The organism is Bacillus sp. jun7 (genome assembly GCF_051034795.1).
GTDB lineage: Bacteria > Bacillota > Bacilli > Bacillales > Bacillaceae > Bacillus > Bacillus velezensis.
This window is the reverse complement of sequence record NZ_CP093219.1, coordinates 2,949,412-2,966,205: the sequence shown is the minus strand read 5'-3', so window position 1 is coordinate 2,966,205 and position 16,794 is coordinate 2,949,412. Positions and strand designations below refer to the sequence as shown.

Annotated in this window: 16 protein-coding genes; 5 read left to right on the top strand and 11 right to left on the bottom strand. The window is 49.1% G+C overall.

All coding sequences use genetic code 11. From position 1 onward, the window contains the following. The first annotated feature begins 55 nt into the window (after positions 1-55). A complete protein-coding gene (locus MJQ52_RS14500; RefSeq protein ID WP_094247460.1) occupies positions 56-781 on the top strand; it encodes a C39 family peptidase in 726 nt (241 codons plus the stop codon). A gap of 16 nt (positions 782-797) precedes the next feature. Here the strand turns inward: MJQ52_RS14500 and MJQ52_RS14495 are convergent, their stop codons facing one another. Genes MJQ52_RS14495 through hprK form a run of 4 tightly spaced genes read right to left on the bottom strand, consistent with a single transcriptional unit; the run spans position 798 to position 3,758 of the window. Then, on the bottom strand, positions 798-1,316 hold the full coding sequence (locus MJQ52_RS14495) for an acyltransferase (protein WP_014418977.1): 519 nt from the start codon (positions 1,314-1,316) through the stop codon (positions 798-800). 3 nt (positions 1,317-1,319) lie between these two features. Next, positions 1,320-1,970, bottom strand: a complete 651-nt coding sequence (gene ppaX / locus MJQ52_RS14490; protein ID WP_063636484.1) for a pyrophosphatase PpaX — start codon at positions 1,968-1,970, stop codon at positions 1,320-1,322. A gap of 25 nt (positions 1,971-1,995) precedes the next feature. Continuing rightward, positions 1,996-2,811, bottom strand: a complete 816-nt coding sequence (lgt, locus tag MJQ52_RS14485; protein WP_014418979.1) for a prolipoprotein diacylglyceryl transferase — start codon at positions 2,809-2,811, stop codon at positions 1,996-1,998. Positions 2,812-2,825: 14 nt separating this feature from the next. Continuing rightward, positions 2,826-3,758: an HPr(Ser) kinase/phosphatase gene (hprK, locus tag MJQ52_RS14480; protein ID WP_013353746.1), complete on the bottom strand. Its 933-nt coding sequence runs from the start codon at positions 3,756-3,758 to the stop codon at positions 2,826-2,828. Between the two features lie 169 nt (positions 3,759-3,927). Between hprK and nagA the strand changes: the two genes are divergently transcribed. The 3 genes from nagA to MJQ52_RS14465 are packed head-to-tail and all read left to right on the top strand — an operon-like array spanning position 3,928 to position 6,585. After that, positions 3,928-5,118 carry an N-acetylglucosamine-6-phosphate deacetylase gene (gene nagA, locus MJQ52_RS14475; protein ID WP_014471078.1) on the top strand — a complete coding sequence of 397 codons (1,191 nt, stop codon included), beginning with the start codon at positions 3,928-3,930 and terminating at the stop codon, positions 5,116-5,118. Further along, on the top strand, positions 5,115-5,840 hold the full coding sequence (nagB, locus tag MJQ52_RS14470) for a glucosamine-6-phosphate deaminase (protein ID WP_013353748.1): 726 nt from the start codon (positions 5,115-5,117) through the stop codon (positions 5,838-5,840). The genes nagA and nagB overlap by 4 nt, the downstream gene beginning before the upstream one ends. 13 nt (positions 5,841-5,853) lie before the next feature. Next, a complete protein-coding gene (locus tag MJQ52_RS14465) occupies positions 5,854-6,585 on the top strand; it encodes a GntR family transcriptional regulator (RefSeq protein ID WP_434181830.1) in 732 nt (243 codons plus the stop codon). Between the two features lie 133 nt (positions 6,586-6,718). Here the strand turns inward: MJQ52_RS14465 and MJQ52_RS14460 are convergent, their stop codons facing one another. From MJQ52_RS14460 to MJQ52_RS14435, 6 genes are all read right to left on the bottom strand, one after another. Beyond that, positions 6,719-7,294, bottom strand: a complete 576-nt coding sequence (locus tag MJQ52_RS14460; protein ID WP_013353750.1) for a TetR/AcrR family transcriptional regulator — start codon at positions 7,292-7,294, stop codon at positions 6,719-6,721. Between the two features lie 166 nt (positions 7,295-7,460). Then, the gene (locus MJQ52_RS14455) at positions 7,461-11,330 is read right to left on the bottom strand and encodes a metallophosphoesterase (RefSeq protein WP_094247458.1); all 3,870 of its coding nucleotides are present in this window, start codon (positions 11,328-11,330) and stop codon (positions 7,461-7,463) included. Positions 11,331-11,423: 93 nt separating this feature from the next. Next, positions 11,424-11,783, bottom strand: coding sequence for a phage holin family protein (locus tag MJQ52_RS14450; protein WP_014418984.1), 360 nt, complete (start codon positions 11,781-11,783; stop codon positions 11,424-11,426). Beyond that, positions 11,784-11,978 (bottom strand): PspC domain-containing protein, encoded by a 195-nt coding sequence (locus tag MJQ52_RS14445; protein WP_003151448.1) that lies wholly within the window; start codon positions 11,976-11,978, stop codon positions 11,784-11,786. A 4-nt stretch (positions 11,979-11,982) separates the two neighbouring features. Further along, a complete protein-coding gene (locus MJQ52_RS14440; RefSeq protein WP_070082446.1) occupies positions 11,983-13,080 on the bottom strand; it encodes a DUF4097 family beta strand repeat-containing protein in 1,098 nt (365 codons plus the stop codon). Between the two features lie 24 nt (positions 13,081-13,104). Beyond that, on the bottom strand, positions 13,105-13,431 hold the full coding sequence (locus MJQ52_RS14435; protein ID WP_003151444.1) for a hypothetical protein: 327 nt from the start codon (positions 13,429-13,431) through the stop codon (positions 13,105-13,107). A 198-nt stretch (positions 13,432-13,629) separates the two neighbouring features. Here MJQ52_RS14435 and MJQ52_RS14430 point away from each other — a divergent pair, with 198 nt between their 5' ends. Next, positions 13,630-13,869 carry a hypothetical protein gene (locus MJQ52_RS14430; RefSeq protein ID WP_003151443.1) on the top strand — a complete coding sequence of 80 codons (240 nt, stop codon included), beginning with the start codon at positions 13,630-13,632 and terminating at the stop codon, positions 13,867-13,869. A gap of 48 nt (positions 13,870-13,917) precedes the next feature. Here the strand turns inward: MJQ52_RS14430 and uvrA are convergent, their stop codons facing one another. Then, the gene (gene uvrA, locus MJQ52_RS14425) at positions 13,918-16,791 is read right to left on the bottom strand and encodes an excinuclease ABC subunit UvrA (RefSeq protein WP_071543379.1); all 2,874 of its coding nucleotides are present in this window, start codon (positions 16,789-16,791) and stop codon (positions 13,918-13,920) included. Between the last annotated feature and the right edge of the window lie 3 nt (positions 16,792-16,794).

Below are 16,794 nucleotides of genomic sequence, written 5' to 3'. Positions count from 1 at the left end.
GAAGTGCTATAATACATAGAACAGCTTCATCAGAAACAAGGGAGAATAATTGATAATGAAGACGCTTGGAACATTATGTGTGCTGATTCTGACAGCCGTCCTTGTCTATCTGGGATATAACATCTATACAAACGATATTCATTTAAATTTTTTCAATCAGCAGTCCGACGAGCCTGATGAGAAAACACCGTTAAAAGGGAGCGCGTCACCGCTGAATGTCGTTCTGTACAGACAGATGGATTCTCCCAGACTGTACAATGGCTGTGAGGTGACCAGCCTTGCCATGATTTTGAACAATGCCGGATATCATGTGTCAAAAAATACATTGGCGGATAAAATCAATAAAGTTCCGCTCACATACAGCAGCGGGCTGAAGGGAGATCCGAATGAAGGATTTGCCGGAGATATGGAAAACGGCCCGGGTTTAGGCGTTTATCATGAGCCGATTGATAAACTTGCCAAAGAATATGCGGGAAACAAAGTATACGATCTTACGGGAAAAGACATTTCTTCAGTGTACCGCCAGCTTGAAAAAGGGCGGCCGGTCTGGGTGATTACCACCACATCCTTTAAGCCGGTTGATCATATGCAGACTTGGGATACGCCGAACGGAAAGGTCGACATTACGTTCAGCATGCATAGCGTAGCCGTAACCGGTTATGATCACGATTATGTATACGTTAATGATCCTTACGGCTATAAAAACAGAAAAACAGACCGGTCTGACTTTGAAAAAGCCTGGAAGCAGATGGGCAGCCAGGCCATTGTGATCAAGTCATAAAAAAACCCCGCTGACGTTAATCAGCGGGGTTTTCCATTCGTTTTTTCATTTCTTCGTCCGTATAGATCACCTGCATCGGATTTCCTCCGACAAACGCCCCGGCCGGGACATCTTTGTGCACCAGGGTGCCGGCTGATACAACGGCTCCGCTCCCGATGGTGACGCCGGGCAGAATGGTTGTGTTTGCACCGATCATCACCTTGTCACCGATTGTGACAAAACCGGTCCGGTACTCATGTATTAAGTATTCATGAGCCAAAATCGTCGTATTGTAGCCGATGATGCTGTTTTTTCCGACAGTGATTTTTTCGGGAAACATGATATCCGGCATCACCATCAGCGCGAATGACGTCTGTTTTCCGACATTCATTTTCAAAAAGGTTCGGTACAGCCAGTTTTTCACGCTTAAAAACGGCGTATACCTTGCGATCTGAATGATGATGAAATTTTTCATCACCTTCAGAAAGGGAACCGTCTGATAAACATGCCACAATGAATTTGCACCTGCAACCGGATGGCGGTCTGTTTTTCTCACGGATTACTTCACTCCGGTGATGTGCAATAAATCACTCATTTTCTCGAGCATATAATCGGGTTCATAGGCGGAAAGCGCCTGTGCGCCTTTAATCGTCCACGCGACGCCGGCTGATTTCGTGCCGGCGTTTTTGCCCGCCATGACATCGTGATAATTGTCACCGACCATTATGGCTTCCGACGGATCGCACCCCAGCCGGCTGAGAGCAAGCCGCACAGGCTCGGGGTCAGGCTTCGGATGCTTAACATCATCAAGCGTGACGACAGTATCGAAAAACGCCCCGATGCCTGTCAGCTTCAATCCCATATTCACTGTATCCCTCAGCTTTGTGGTGACAATCCCGAGCTGATAGCCCGCTTTTTTCAATTCATCAAGCGTTTCATAAACCGTTTCGTACTCCGTGACGAGCTCATCGTGCTTTTCATGGTTGAATGCTCTGTACATGCTGATCATCTCATCGCACTTTTCAGCATTAATGCCTGAAAACGTTTCATACAGAGGCGGGCCGATAAACGGAAGCACATCTTCCCTTTTGAACTGCCCCGGGCAATAATGATCAAGCGTATGAAGGTAAGAAGCGATAATCAGTTCATTCGTGTCAATCAGCGTGCCGTCGAGATCGAATAAAATGGCGGTTACACGTTTATCAGTCATCTTATGTCCTTTCCGATTTCAGGCGTCAGTCCGTGTCGGCATACCGCTTATCGGCATACCCCTTCATGCGTCTGAAAATCATTAAAATAATCGCAAGTACAATCAGCACAATGGAAATGACCTGCGCGATCCGAAGCTGGCTCGTAAGCATCAGGCTGTCCGTCCGCATTCCCTCAATAAAGTATCTGCCGATCGAATACCAGATCACATACGTCAAAAACAGATCGCCCCTGCGCAGGTTCACGCGGCGGAGCAGAAGCAGAATCACGACGCCCGCAAAACTCCACAGCGATTCATACAAAAACGTCGGGTGGTAATATTGTCCGTCTATGTACATCTGATTAATGATGAAATCCGGAAGATGCAGACTTTCCAAAAATGACCGGCTGACCGCTTCACCGTGAGCCTCCTGGTTGATAAAGTTCCCCCAGCGCCCGATGGCCTGGCCGAGCAGAATACTCGGCGCGGCAATATCCGCCAGCTTCCAGAATGAGATGCCTCTTACTTTTGAAAAGACAATTCCCGTTGCGATCGCGCCGATTAATCCGCCGTGAATCGCAATGCCGCCTTTCCAAGTTTTAATGATTACCCCGGGGTGTTCCGAGTAATAGCTCCACTCGAAAAGCACATAATATGCCCTTGCGCAAATGATTGCGATCGGGATGGCGAAAAGAACAAGATCAATAAAAATGTCCTTATTCAGCCCCCGCTTTTCACTCTCCCTCATGGCCATCCAAAGCCCTAATAACGCGCCCGCGCCGATAATGATTCCGTACCAGTGCACGGATAAAGGCCCGAGCTGAAAGGCAATCGGATTGATTGGTGTTCCTGCTTCATTCATATTATTGCCAACTCCTATTCGTCTTGTTCGCCGTCCTCAATGACATCCGCCAGCTTATTCGTGAATTGCTCGGCGGCATTTAAGCCCATCCGCTTCAATCTGAAGTTCATCGCGGCAACTTCGATAATAACGGCGAGATTTCGCCCCGGGCGGACGGGAATGGTCAGTTTTGTAATTTCCGTATCAATGATTTTCATTTTTTCTTCTTCCAGCCCGAGACGGTCGTATTGTTTCCCTTGCTCCCAAAGCTCAAGGTCCATGACGATTGTGATTCTTTTGTTGCTTCTGACGGCGCCCGCTCCGAACAGCGTCATGACATTTATAATGCCGAGCCCCCTGATTTCGAGCAGATGCTCAATCAGATCAGGCGCATTCCCGACGAGCGTGTCCTGATCCTCCTGCCGGATTTCGACGCAGTCATCCGCGACGAGGCGATGGCCGCGTTTGACGAGCTCCAGCGCCGTTTCACTTTTACCGACGCCGCTTTTTCCCGTAATGAGCACACCGACGCCGTAAATATCCACGAGCACGCCGTGAATGGCGGTTGTCGGCGCGAGACGGCTCTCAAGAAAATTCGTCAGCCGGCTTGACAGTCTGGTTGTTTTCAGAGGCGATCTGAGCACCGGCACACCGTTTTTCTCGGACGCTTCTACAAGCTCCGGCGGAATCGGCATATCTCTGGAAAGTATGATAGCCGGCGTCACATCGGTGCACAGCGATTCCATCCGCTGTTTTTTATCTTCCTCAGGAAGCTGATCGAAAAATGACAGCTCCGTTTTTCCTAAAAGCTGCACCCGTTCTCTCGGGTAATATGTAAAATAACCGGCGATTTCAATACCGGGCCGTGATAAATCACTCATCGTAATCGGGCGGTTAATTCCTTCTTCTCCGCTGATCAATTCTAAATGGAACTGCTCCATTACGTCTTTGGTCCGAACCTTTGCCAAGATATGTTCCTCCTGTTCTGGGATGTTCCGAGCTTTGAACAGTTATATTTTATCACTTTACCGTCTGAACCAAAACAGATTTATACAATTCCGGGATAACTGGTCTAGATAACTAGTCTGAAAAGGAGTAAAATAAAACTAACAACTAACCAGAAAGGCGTGTTTTAAAGTGGCTGAAAGCTTGTTAATCAGCGGTGCGGACATCGTAACAGAAGATGAAATCATCCAAAACGGATTTCTCGGCATAAAAGACGGCATCATTTCTTACGCGGGTAAAACAAGACCGCAAGAAACGTATGAGAAGGAATGGAAGGCGCCCGAGGGCACGTATGCGCTTCCCGGAATGATTGATATCCATATTCACGGCGGATACGGCGCGGATACGATGGATGCCGATTTCGCGGCGCTTGATACAATGGCCGCCCGGCTGCCCGAAGAAGGAACAACCTCTTTTTTAGCGACAACAATTACACAGCAGCACGAAAATATTGAAAAAGCGCTCGAAAACGCCAAAGAATGGACGGCATCTTCACCTCAGGCGCATAAAGGCGCTGAGTTGATCGGGATTCATTTAGAAGGGCCTTTCGTCTCTCCGGAAAAGGCGGGAGCACAGCCGAAACAATGGATTACCCCGGCCGATACCGGGCTCTTTCAGAAATGGGAACATCTTTCTGGAGGGCTGATCAAAATTGTGACGCTTGCGCCGGAAGAAGATCCTGATTTCAGCCTGATCCGTTATTTAAAAGACCGGAACATCATCCCCTCAATGGGACATACAAACGCGGGAGCCGATCTTTTAGAAAAAGCGGCGGATGCCGGAGCGCTGCATATGACGCATCTCTTCAACGCCATGAGCTGCTTTCATCACCGTGAGCCGGGGGGCATCGGTACGGCTCTCGCCTGCGGCCGCATCACGGCGGAGCTGATCACTGACGGTATTCATTCCCATCCTTTAGCCGTAAAGCTTGCCTTTTTGGCGAAAGGAAGCCAAAACCTGGTGATGATTACAGACTCCATGCGGGCAAAAGGGCTGAAGGACGGAGAATACGAATTCGGCGGACAAAAAGTCACCGTTCGCGGGAACACGGCGCTTCTTCCTGACGGGACGCTGGCCGGTTCCATTTTAAAAATGAATGAAGGCGCAGCGCTCATGCGCAGGTTTACAAACTGTTCATGGCTGGATATAGCAAATATGACGTCGGCAAATGCAGCCCGCCGCCTCGGCATATTTGACCGCAAAGGAAGCATTGCGGAAGGAAAAGACGCCGACGTTATACTGACGGACGGACAGTGCGGCGTGCTGGCATCCATTTGCCGCGGAAACACCGCATATATTTCAAAGGAGGCTGATTGGGCATGAACATCATCACATGCAGACATTATGAAGAATTAAGTGAAAAAGCCGCAGCGATTATCGCTGAAACAGTCAAACAAAAGCCGGATGCCGTCCTGGGCCTTGCGACGGGAGGCACCCCCGAAGGCGTATACAAAGAACTTGTGCGGAGGCACCGCTCCGAAGGTTTGTCATTCCGGGATATCACGACGATCAATCTTGATGAATACGCCGGACTTTCTCCCGAGGACAAAAACAGCTATCATTATTATATGAATACACATTTTTTTGCACATATCGACAGCCGAAAGGACCGCCACTTTCTCCCTGACGGACGGGCAGACGATCTTGATGCTGAATGCGAACGCTATGACCGATTAATTCAAACACTCGGCGGAGCGGATATTCAGCTTTTAGGCATCGGACACAACGGCCATATCGGCTTTAATGAGCCCGGGACGCCATTTGAATCCAGAACCCATGTCGTTGAGCTGAATGAAGAGACAAGACAGGCGAATGCGCGGTACTTTCCGTCAATCGATCAAGTCCCTGAAAAAGCTGTGACAATGGGGATCGGGACTATCTTGTCCGGCAAACGCATTTTGATCATGGCATCCGGAAAAAGCAAGGCCCAAGCGGTGAAACAGCTTCTGGACGGACGCGTCAGTGAAGCATTCCCCGCCTCTGCCCTGCACGCACACCCGGATGTGACGGTCTTGATTGATGAAGAGGCTGCGGGCGGCGATTGAAAGGATTTGACCTATGCAGATTGATAAACAATCTCCGGTTCCGATTTATTTTCAGATTATGGAACAGTTGAAAACACAAATCAAAAACGGCGAGCTGAAAGCGGATGCGCTGCTTCCGTCGGAGCGGGAATACGCTGAACAATTCGGCATCAGCCGAATGACGGTGCGCCAGGCGCTTTCCAATTTGGTGAATGAAGGATTTTTATACAGGCAGAAAGGCCGGGGAACGTTCGTCAGCAAACTGAAGATGGAACAGCCGCTTCAAGGGCTGACAAGCTTCACCGAAGATATGAGAAGCCGGGGCATGAAGCCGGGGAGCAGACTTGCCGAATACCAGCTGATTCAGGCGACGGAAGAATTATCTTCTATCCTGGGATGCGGCTATCCGGCAACGCTTCATAAAATCATCCGCGTCCGGCTGGCAAATGATATCCCGATGGCGATTGAGGCATCGTACATCCCGTTTGACAAGGCGGGAAAATTGGATGCCTCCCATTTTCAATCATCCATGTATGAGCATATTGAAGCGTACAATCAGATGCCGATCTCACGGGCAAAACAAGAGCTTGAACCGGGAGCCGCTTCTGAGGAAGAAGCTGAGCTGCTCGGTATTCAGCCCGGCGCGCCCGTCCTCTATATCAAGCGGACCACTTATCTGCAGGACGGCACTGCCTTTGAGCACGTCAAATCCGCCTACAGAGGCGACCGCTACACATTCGTGCATTATATGGACAGGGTGAAATGAAACATCTCCAACCGTTTCGGGTTGGAGATGTTTTTTTGATCTGCCATTTTCAAATCAATTCTCTATGACTCTGTCAAAACGGAGAGGCTGGGGTTCTGGTATCTATTTTTATAAAGAAAAGGGTAACAAAATGCTACCCTCTGTTTCGGACAAGATATGGAACCTGCTTTGAAATCAGCAGCAGCGGTTCTTTGTTTTTGTGAGCCAGTGAAAACATAATCCCGCCTTCAATCATCGAGTTGATTGTCATTCCAAGCTTCTCCGCTTCCTCTTGCTCAAATCCGTGCTGAAGAAATTTTTCCGCGAACACATCCGTCCACTGTTTAAACACCTCAACACATGTGCATCTTAACGTTTCATTTATCAGAGCTGTCTCACCCGCTAACAAACCAACCGGCACTCCCTCAATATTCTGCGGATCATTAAACTGTTCAGCCGTTACATGAATAAAGTGCTGAATGGCTTCGACAGGATCCGCGAATTGAGTCATACTATTCTGTATTTGCTTTTCAACGCACCTTCCCGTATGTTTGATCGCTGCAATGGCGAGTTCTTCTTTTCCGTTCGGAAAGTGATGATATACAGACCCTCTGGGCGCTCCGCTCTCTTTTATGATTTGATTCAAACCTGTCGCATGGTATCCCTGAATTTGAAAAAGGTATGCAGAGGCTTGAATAATTCTTTCTTTTGTCCCGGTTTTGCTGTTCATTATGTTTCCTCCTGCATATTAAGAAAACCAATCGGTTTTAAGTATAGAAAAGGGACATAAAAAAGTCAAAAACACTTATCACCGTTGTGCGCCGCCATTCGCGTTACAGAAAAAATCCTGCTGACCGTCAGATTTTGTTCTGAGCAATCAGCAGGCGGTATTCGCATTATGGGCTGGAAGCATGCTTAAAATCAAATTGATCCGGAGCCGGGTGATACGGCGTTTTTCCCGTTTTGAACATCCAGATCGGCGATATTGTTTTTCCGTTGTACGGATCCTTGACGACGGTGTACCAGTAATAAACGGAATCTGGCTGCAGGCCGTCCCAGACCCAATGCGCGGTTTTTCCGCTTTTCACGTGTTTTTTATGACCGAGCAGTTCATTCGTATAGACGTTGCATTCAAAATAATCGGTCGCTACCTTTTTCATTTTCGGCTGTAAATCCATTTCAGCCGAGAATTCATCTTTATCCGCGAACAGATCGGTGTCATAGTAATTGATGTCATCCGTATACGGCGAGTAGGAGAACATGTGAACCTGATTGGCGGCCTGATCGAATTGCATAATGCGCATATAGCCTTGCCCCCCTTCAGGGCCGTCCTGATAATCGGTCAGAATTTGATGAACGAGGCGGTCCGGTTTTCCGTCTCCGTCATCGTCAAGGGCATCGGTTTTTTTCATGGCATTATGGTAATGGCCGCTTAATACCATCGCCACATTGCGATTCGGCTTGACGACTTTTTGATAGATCGTCTCCCCGATCGGGCTTCGGTTTCCGCTTACAAGCAAATACTCATGAAAGCATAATATGGCGGTTCGGTCCGGATACCGCTTTAGCACTTGATTGATCCAGTCAATCTCTTGATCCGTAATGCCCCAGCCCATATAAATCATAATAAAATCGTTCCCGCTTGCCGACAGCAGATCATAATGCCCGCGGTTATTTTTGTATGACCCGCCATAATGCATTTTCTTTTCAAAACGGCGGCTCCCGAAGAAATCCCCGAAGGTTCGGTATGTGCCGTCTTTATGGCCGACGTCATGATTTCCGGCAAGCACTCCGTACGGAATCCCCGCCTTGTCGAGTGTCCGCATGGAGTGATCGGCGTTTTTCCACTGTTTCATAACCATCGAATCATCGACAATATCACCGGTATGAAAGACATATTTAATATTGTGCTTTTCCTTATTTTCTTTGATCCACTCCGTCATTTTGTCAAAAATGTTCGGGTGACCTTGTGCGTAATACTGTGTATCCGACATCCAGACAAATGAGTAATTGCCTTTCGCCGGTATTTGATCCTGCACGATGACATTCATTTTTGAGTTCTTCACCACATCCGCTGCGGAAACGGCGGCTTTTAATGTAAACGGCTTTTTATCTTTGGCAAGGACGCTGTCCGCCTCCTGCCAGCGGCTTGTCCGGTAATTCCAAATATACATGGTTACCTTTCGGCCGGGCAGAGAGCTTCCTTTCCAGACCGCCTCGGCCAGATCCGTTTCGTCGATAGACGGGTCAACGGAGACTTCGAACCGGTGATAAGGAAAACGCTCCATACTTTCCGCCGAAACGGTTTTTCCGTCATTTGCCGAGATACGGTTCATTTCCGGCAGGGTAAACGGCATTTCATTTTCTTTTATGCCCTTCGGCGGTTCCGTTAATGAGGCGTGTTTATACACTTTCACGCTGCCCGGATTCCGCGCGGTATAACGGAAGCCGCGATAAAATGATACATTCATGTCATCCTTCGTCGGGTCTTTTACCCGGACGGACAGCTTTGCTTTGCGGGCGCCGATTTTTTGACCGGCAAGCTCCGGCTGGTTCGGCTCCTCCCGTTTAATATGGAAGGTGCGGACGGACGTTGTTTCATTTCCGGCAAGGTCTGCCGCAATGATGGTAAGGGTGTGCTTTCCGGGCTTGAGATCGGCTGATGACGTGTGATGCGGGAGCGTAATGCTTTCTCCGTCCAAAAACGCTTTCACCTCTTCCACTTTGCTCCATTTATCACGGATGTCCGCATTCAGCTCAACATTACCTTTCAGCGCCGCGCCTTCTTTAATACCCGGGACAATCTTCGGCCCCGAATTGTCCACCCTCACAGATTGGCTCAGCTGCTCCTCACCGTCACTGACAAAAATATGGTGATAGCCTTCCGAAAGCTTCGCCGTGTTCCACGGCAGCAGCCGTGACGTAAACAAATGATCCGGCAGGCTGAATGAGAAGGTCTTCTGCTGATTCGCCCGCCTGCCGTCACCGATAAACAGCTGCTCGGACGGGTCCGTCTTCCCGTCTTTGATCACCGTTCCGTCCGAAAGCACCAGACGGGCATGTTTCACGACAAAATCATCCCGATTCTCTCCCGTGTCATACGGAGAAACCTTTGAGCCCGAACGGATGGATACTTTCTGTGTTTTGCCGCCTTTTTGCAGCAGACGTTCCGGAAGCAGAACCGAGTGCGTTCTGTAGCGGTGAGACGGATCGTCAAAAATGTGCAGCACCTCGTTTTCCATCATGACGGTGTTTTGAAAATAAAGATTCGTTTTCCGGGCATCGAAGGCGAAATAGACCTCTTTTTCCAGCGCCGGCCGGGTCTCCTGCCGCTTGCCGTCAATCCACAGCTTGATCTTATCGGCGCTGACGTCGGAAGTCGCTTTGAGCAGATAGGTGCCGGATATCGTATCTTCCGGTTCAACATTCATTCTGAGTCCGTGTGATTTGCTCGTCTGTTCAATGTCAATCATCTTGACGGGCGTTTTTGCTTCATTTTCTCCATCACTGGCTGCGATATAATACTCAAGCTGATCCTGGCCGAGCAGTTCCGGGGAATAAAGAATGTGATGGTATAAGCTGTCGTTGCGGTCTTTTTCGGCCAGAATTCGTTTGAATGGTTTTTTCTCATTGGTCCGGTAATAAAACGCGGCTGTTTTGACAAGGTTTTTGTCTTTTATGTCAGCCTTTAATTCAATGCTTTCAGCGGGCCGGACGGGCTTTCTGTCTGTAAGGTCTTCGATGACCGGTTTTTCCTTGTCGGGTTTGATCACCCTTTTCTGCTGCGGAATCTGCGCCTGAAAAACGGAGCCCGGTGACGGCTTATGCTCGCTCGTGGAGATCTTCAGCAATTCTCCCGTTCCATTCAGCGGATATTTGTACAGCAAAGAAGTCAGCCGGCGGAAAGCGTGTTTCCGGTATTGCGCTGAGGCGATATCCTTGCCGGTATTTGCCGACAGCACGACCGTACGCGGGCGGCCGTTGGACATTCCGTCCGTCCCTTCGATGACGGCGAGATGTTCTCCTTCCTTCAGACGTGTCCCGTAATAGCGGTTGAAATCATCTATCGTCAGTTCTGATGCGGCGCGTCTCAGCCAAAACACGTAAGTCCCGCCTGACGGAATGACGGTATCTTCTTTCGGCCTCCATATCATATCTGATTCCGGCCCTTCCTTCGGATAGCGGTAGCGGATATGATAGTCTTTAAAATGAATGGGCCTGTCCGTCGTGTTATACACCTCGATAAATTCATAGGCATCAGCGCCGTCTTCATTTTTCGTATCAACCGCAAGCTCCGTAATCATCAGCTCGGGAATATGATTCAAATCGGCTTGATAGCCGTCCAGCTTCAGCCGCTTTTTCTCCGATTCCGCCCGCTGTCTGCCGTTAGTGAAAACGAGGTAATATTCCAATTCTCCATTCCAGATATCCCGTTTTGAAACCTGGGCCGTAAACAGCCGGATTGCGCCTGGCGCGGGCTCCATCGGCACCATCTTAAACCCCAGCTCATTGCTTTGTTTATAAAAAAGAAACGCCGAAAACGCTTGATAGTCAGCATTCCGTACATGAGCCTGTATGAACAGGTTTCTTTTCATTTCCGCCTTTACTTCGATTTGGGGAGGATTCTCCAGAAGCGGTATGTAATGAGGCGGCTGTCCGAATTCCTGCTGATTCACGGGGATTGCCGATTCTTTGCGCGCCGCATCCGCAGAAGGACTCACACAAAGCAAACCAATCAGAAAAAAGAGCGTCATCACAAGTTTCATCTCATTACCTCCCTATGCATTATGTTGCGTCAGGAGGCTGCCGCTTATGTAAACCGCACATAAAAAAGCTGCCCTCTCGGGACAGCTTGTTTTTTATCCTTTTCTAAGCGGCTCCAATATGCCTTTTTGGATCAGCAAGTGGAAAACGGACAGCACGACGGATGCCCAAATGGCGGTGCCGAACCCGTCAATCTGAAAGCTGTCTCCCATCAAGGCTGCGGTCATCATTAACGTAATGGCATTGATGACAAACAGAAAGAGGCCGAGGGTCACAACCGTGACAGGCAATGTCAATATGACGATGATCGGTTTGATCAGCACATTTAACACAGAAAGAATCACACTGGCGATGACAGCCGCTCCGATACTGCTGATATGGACGGAATCAAAATATCCCGCGATAACGATTAATAATAAAGCATTTACTAAAATGCTGACTGCCCATTTGATCATTTATTTCAAATCTCCTTCTAATGGTACAACAAAACACCAGATAATATATACAATCGGCACGATTCCGCTCGTGACAAGCGCTAATACAACGGTTATAATGCGCAAAAGCGACGCATCCATATTGATGTACTCCGCCAAACCGCCGACGACGCCGGCGATTTTACGGTTTTTTTCTGAACGGTAAAGTCTTTTCATCCAATCACCTCTGAGTATGCTTGAGCTTAATGGCTCCTGTTAACGATTCTGAGAAAATCGAGAGATGCTGATCATGGCCTTGATTTGATGCCAGCATCAGTTCTTTTTGAATGGTATCATTCTTTTCCTTTAAAATTTCCGCATCAATCAGCTCATGGCTGAGAGAGCCGAGATTGCTTTTGAGCTCCGCTTTCACCGCCGAATCATCAGGCAGAGCGATCTCCACGTTTCCGGTCGTCGTTTTCGTGTAGATGGAGCGGCAGTGGGGCGCTGTCACGGTAAGCATGATATTGCCGTTAAAGCTTTGAACGTCAATGGATTCACTCGATCCGCGCAAATCAATCAAGCCGTTGATCGTTTCCGCTTCAATCGCGCCGCATTGATGTCCGGCCAGCTTGATTTGTCCGTTAGCCGTTTCCGCCGACGCTTTCTCAGCCGTCAAATGAGAGAATGACAGAACGCCGTTTGTCGTTTTCGCCGAGAATTCTTTTACATGTAGATGTTCCCCTCTGATCGGTCCGTTAAACAGCTTCACTCTTATCTTATCGTACTCTTTCTGGGGAACATAAAGCGTAACATTGGTTTTCATCGTTTTCTTTTCCGTGCGGACAAAAAACTTATTGCCCTTCACTTCACACTCAATGTGCTGTAGAAATGCGGTGCGCGCCGCCTCCTGACTGTCCGCCCGGTACACTTTCGCCTGGCACTCCGCTCTGATATCTTCATCCGCCCACGGCACGATATTGACGCTGCCGTTTGCGATCTGCATATCAATGGCCGAGAATTCACTGTCTTTAAATTGAAAAATATGCTGCACTTCGTGTGCGTGGCCGAAATTCAGATCAAGATCCGCTTCCTTCACTTTTTTGACGGCAGAATCAATCCAGTCGAACAGCTTCGCCCCGAGCGACGGCTTTTGGCTTTCTTTTGCCCCGCTTTCGAAATCTTCCGCAGGTTCCTGAACCTCCGCAGATAATGCGGTGATCTGCTCTTCTTTTTCTTTATATTCATGATCCAGTTTTTCAATGAGCGTCAGTGCTTCCTGCGCCGTCAGCATCCCGTCTTCCACAAGCTTTAAAATCCGTTCTTTCTCCTGTTTCATACAAAACTCCTCCCCCGACTTTTCTTACACCTGGCGTAACACCTTAATTCCCTGCACGATATTCCAAATGACCATTCCGATGAGGATCAGAAAATAAACAGCTGCTCCTGTTATCATAACAAAAACGGGCACCATACTCTCCCCCTGGGCCGTAATCAATCCGCCGACAACACCCGCGGTCACAATCAGCAAGCCCGCAAACGGAATGATATGGGAAATCAGAGCGCGCATGGCATGCCGCTTCGTCTCTTTTTCATCGACGACAAAATAAGCCACAATCGGAAGAATGAGCGGCGCGAGAAACACGCTGAAATAACAAATTGATGCGATAATCGCTTGATTTCGGTTCAATAAAAACACTCCCTGTGCCGTGATGTAAAAAACCCTTCCTTATACATACGTATGACGAATGAGCGGGTTTCATTTTCATGCTAAGGACATGCTTCGTTATACGTAATTTTTGGTTTCAGAGATTTCACTATAGAATCTTTTCCCCGAACCGATTACAATATGTAACAAAGCCTGACCGTATGCAAGGAGGACATACAAATGGAGAAAGATCCCGAAAACGCCCAAGTAACGGAAGAGAGTCTTCGAAATTTAATTCGCGAACAGAAAAGAATGAACAGCGAAATGCTGGCTGAATTGGAACAGATCAAAGCAGCCCCTCTTCCCATTTCCCATGATATCCAATATATAAAAGTGCTGCTGGACAGCAGCAGCACCCATATTCTGCAGGACTTAATGCATTTAAGCAGACAGCTTCCCCAACAGAAAAAAAGCCTGTAACAACAACAGCCCAAAACCGATGAGTTTTGGGCTGTTTTTATTGATCTATTACGTGGCTGCCGTTTCTTTTTCGGCCAGCAATGTTTTCATCCGTTTTTTATCGCGTTCCATTACCGGTTTCAGATAGCGGCCCGTATATGATTCTTTCACTTCGACAACTTCTTCAGGCGTTCCGGAGGCTACGATCGTGCCGCCGCCCGCTCCGCCTTCAGGTCCCAGATCGACGATGTAGTCCGCCGTTTTAATGATATCGAGATTGTGTTCAATGACCAAAACGGTATCACCGTTATCGACGAGTCTTTGAAGCACAACTAAAAGCCTTGCGATATCATCAACGTGGAGGCCTGTCGTCGGTTCGTCCAAAATATACAGCGTCCGGCCGGTGGAACGCTTATGCAGTTCGGAAGCGAGCTTGACGCGCTGCGCTTCTCCCCCTGACAGCGTCGTCGCCGGCTGGCCGAGCGTCACATACCCTAGTCCGACATCGGCAAGCGTTTGAAGCTTGCGTTTGATTTTCGGGATATTTTCAAAGAAAGACAGAGCATCTTCCACCGTCATATCCAGAACGTCGGAAATGCTTTTCCCTTTGTATGTGACCTCAAGCGTCTCCCGGTTGTAACGTTTGCCGTGGCACACTTCACACGGGACGTACACGTCAGGAAGGAAGTGCATCTCAATTTTGATGATCCCGTCGCCGCGGCAGGCCTCACAGCGCCCGCCTTTTACATTAAAACTGAACCGGCCTTTTTTGTAGCCGCGCACCTTTGCTTCATTTGTCTGCGCGAATACATCGCGGATATCATCAAACACACCCGTATAAGTTGCCGGATTTGATCTCGGTGTCCGGCCGATCGGCGCCTGGTCGATGTCGATCACCTTATCAAGGTGGTCGAGGCCTTTAATTTCTTTATGGCTTCCCGGTTTCGCTTTGGCTTTATGAAGCTTTTGCGCAAGCGCCTTATGCAGAATTTCATTTACAAGCGTGCTTTTTCCGGAACCGGACACACCTGTCACCGCCGTAAAAGTGCCGAGCGGGAATTTGGCGTTCGCTTTTTTCAGGTTGTTTTCTGAAGCACCTTTGATTTCAATGAACCGGCCGTCAGGCTTTCTTCTCTCCGGAGGCATCGGGATGAATTGAGCCCCTGACAAATAACGTCCGGTCAGAGAATCCGCATCATTCATCACTTCTTCAGGCGTCCCCGCCGATATGACGCGGCCGCCGTGAATGCCGGCGCCCGGACCGATATCTATCAAATAATCGGCAGCCATCATCGTATCTTCATCATGCTCCACGACAATCAGTGTGTTGCCGAGATCCCTCATGTTTTTCAGCGCGCTGATCAGACGGTCATTGTCACGCTGGTGAAGGCCGATGGACGGCTCATCAAGAATGTACAGGACGCCTGACAAACGGGAGCCGATCTGCGTCGCAAGCCTGATACGCTGGGCTTCTCCGCCTGACAGCGTTCCCGCCGCCCTGCTCAGCGTCAGGTAATCAAGACCGACTTTATCTAAAAAGCTGAGCCGCTCCACAATCTCTCTTAAGATTAAATCGGCAATCTGCATATCTTTCTCAGACAGCGTCAGGTTTTTGAAAAATTCCAGTGCATCGCCGACGGAAAGCTCGGTAATGGTGCCGATGTGGCGCCCGTTGACCAAAACGGCAAGCGCTTCTTTCTTCAGCCGGTAGCCTTTGCACGTCGGGCACGGCTTCTGTGACATGTACTGCTCCATCTGTTCACGGATATAATCGGAGCTTGTCTCTTTATACCGTCTCTCAATATTGCGCAGCACACCTTCAAATTCAATTTCATTTTCGCGCACTTGTCCGAAATCATTCTCGTATTTAAAGTAGATCCGTTCATTGCCGCTGCCGTACAGCACTTTATCAAGCTGATGCTTCGGCAGGTCTTTGACCGGAGTCTCCATATCAATGCCGTAATGGCGGCAGACCGCCTGAAGCAGCTGCGGATAATATTGTGAACTGATCGGCGTCCACGGCGCGATGGCGTGTTCCTTTAATGACAGTTCAGGATTGGGAATGACGAGCTCAGGGTCCACTTCCAGCTTCAAGCCGAGACCGTCGCAAGTCGGGCAGGCGCCGAACGGGCTGTTAAACGAAAACAGCCGGGGTTCAAGCTCCCCGATAGAAAAACCGCACAGCGGACAGGCGTGATGCTCGCTGAACATCAGCTCTTCCTGACCGATGACATCTATCATGACACGGCCTTCCCCTAAGCGGAGCGCGGTTTCCAGTGAGTCGGAAAGCCGGGCGGCAACCCCTTCCTTGACGACAATCCGGTCAATGACTACTTCAATGGAATGCTTTTTGTTTTTTTCAAGTTCAATATCGTCGGAAAGCTCGGCCATTTCTCCGTCAATCCGCACCCTTACGTAACCTTGCTTTCTGATTTGGTCAAGCACTTTGACATGGGCGCCTTTTCTGCCTGAGATGATCGGCGCAAGCACTTGAAGCTTCGTCCGCTCCGGATATACAAGAATCCGGTCAACCATCTGTTCGATCGTTTGCGACGTAATTTCAATGCCGTGCTCCGGGCAGTGCGGCTTCCCGACCCTCGCGTACAGCAGCCGGAGATAATCATAAATCTCCGTTACCGTTCCGACGGTTGACCGCGGATTGCGGCTCGTCGTTTTCTGATCAATGCTGATCGCCGGAGAAAGCCCTTCGATCGCATCAACGTCCGGCTTATCCATCTGCCCTAAAAATTGGCGCGCATAGGCAGAAAGCGATTCAACATACCGCCTCTGTCCTTCCGCGTAAATGGTGTCAAAGGCAAGGGATGATTTTCCCGATCCGGACAGCCCCGTCACGACGACGAGCTGATCCCGGGGAATCGTTACATCAATGTTTTTTAAATTGTGCGCCCTTGCGCCTTTCACCTCGATCCGGTCAATTGCCATGTG

Coding starts and splice junctions, on each gene's coding strand:
- MJQ52_RS14500 (WP_094247460.1), top strand. CDS start 56: ATGAAGACGCTTGGAACATTATGTGTGCTGATTCTGACAGCCGTCCTT.
- MJQ52_RS14430 (WP_003151443.1), top strand. CDS start 13,630: ATGGAGAAAGATCCCGAAAACGCCCAAGTAACGGAAGAGAGTCTTCGA.
- ppaX (WP_063636484.1), bottom strand. CDS start 1,970: ATGACTGATAAACGTGTAACCGCCATTTTATTCGATCTCGACGGCACG.
- MJQ52_RS14465 (WP_434181830.1), top strand. CDS start 5,854: ATGCAGATTGATAAACAATCTCCGGTTCCGATTTATTTTCAGATTATG.
- MJQ52_RS14455 (WP_094247458.1), bottom strand. CDS start 11,330: ATGAAACTTGTGATGACGCTCTTTTTTCTGATTGGTTTGCTTTGTGTG.
- MJQ52_RS14450 (WP_014418984.1), bottom strand. CDS start 11,783: ATGATCAAATGGGCAGTCAGCATTTTAGTAAATGCTTTATTATTAATC.
- lgt (WP_014418979.1), bottom strand. CDS start 2,811: ATGAATGAAGCAGGAACACCAATCAATCCGATTGCCTTTCAGCTCGGG.
- MJQ52_RS14460 (WP_013353750.1), bottom strand. CDS start 7,294: ATGAACAGCAAAACCGGGACAAAAGAAAGAATTATTCAAGCCTCTGCA.
- uvrA (WP_071543379.1), bottom strand. CDS start 16,791: ATGGCAATTGACCGGATCGAGGTGAAAGGCGCAAGGGCGCACAATTTA.
- nagB (WP_013353748.1), top strand. CDS start 5,115: ATGAACATCATCACATGCAGACATTATGAAGAATTAAGTGAAAAAGCC.
- MJQ52_RS14445 (WP_003151448.1), bottom strand. CDS start 11,978: ATGAAAAGACTTTACCGTTCAGAAAAAAACCGTAAAATCGCCGGCGTC.
- MJQ52_RS14440 (WP_070082446.1), bottom strand. CDS start 13,080: ATGAAACAGGAGAAAGAACGGATTTTAAAGCTTGTGGAAGACGGGATG.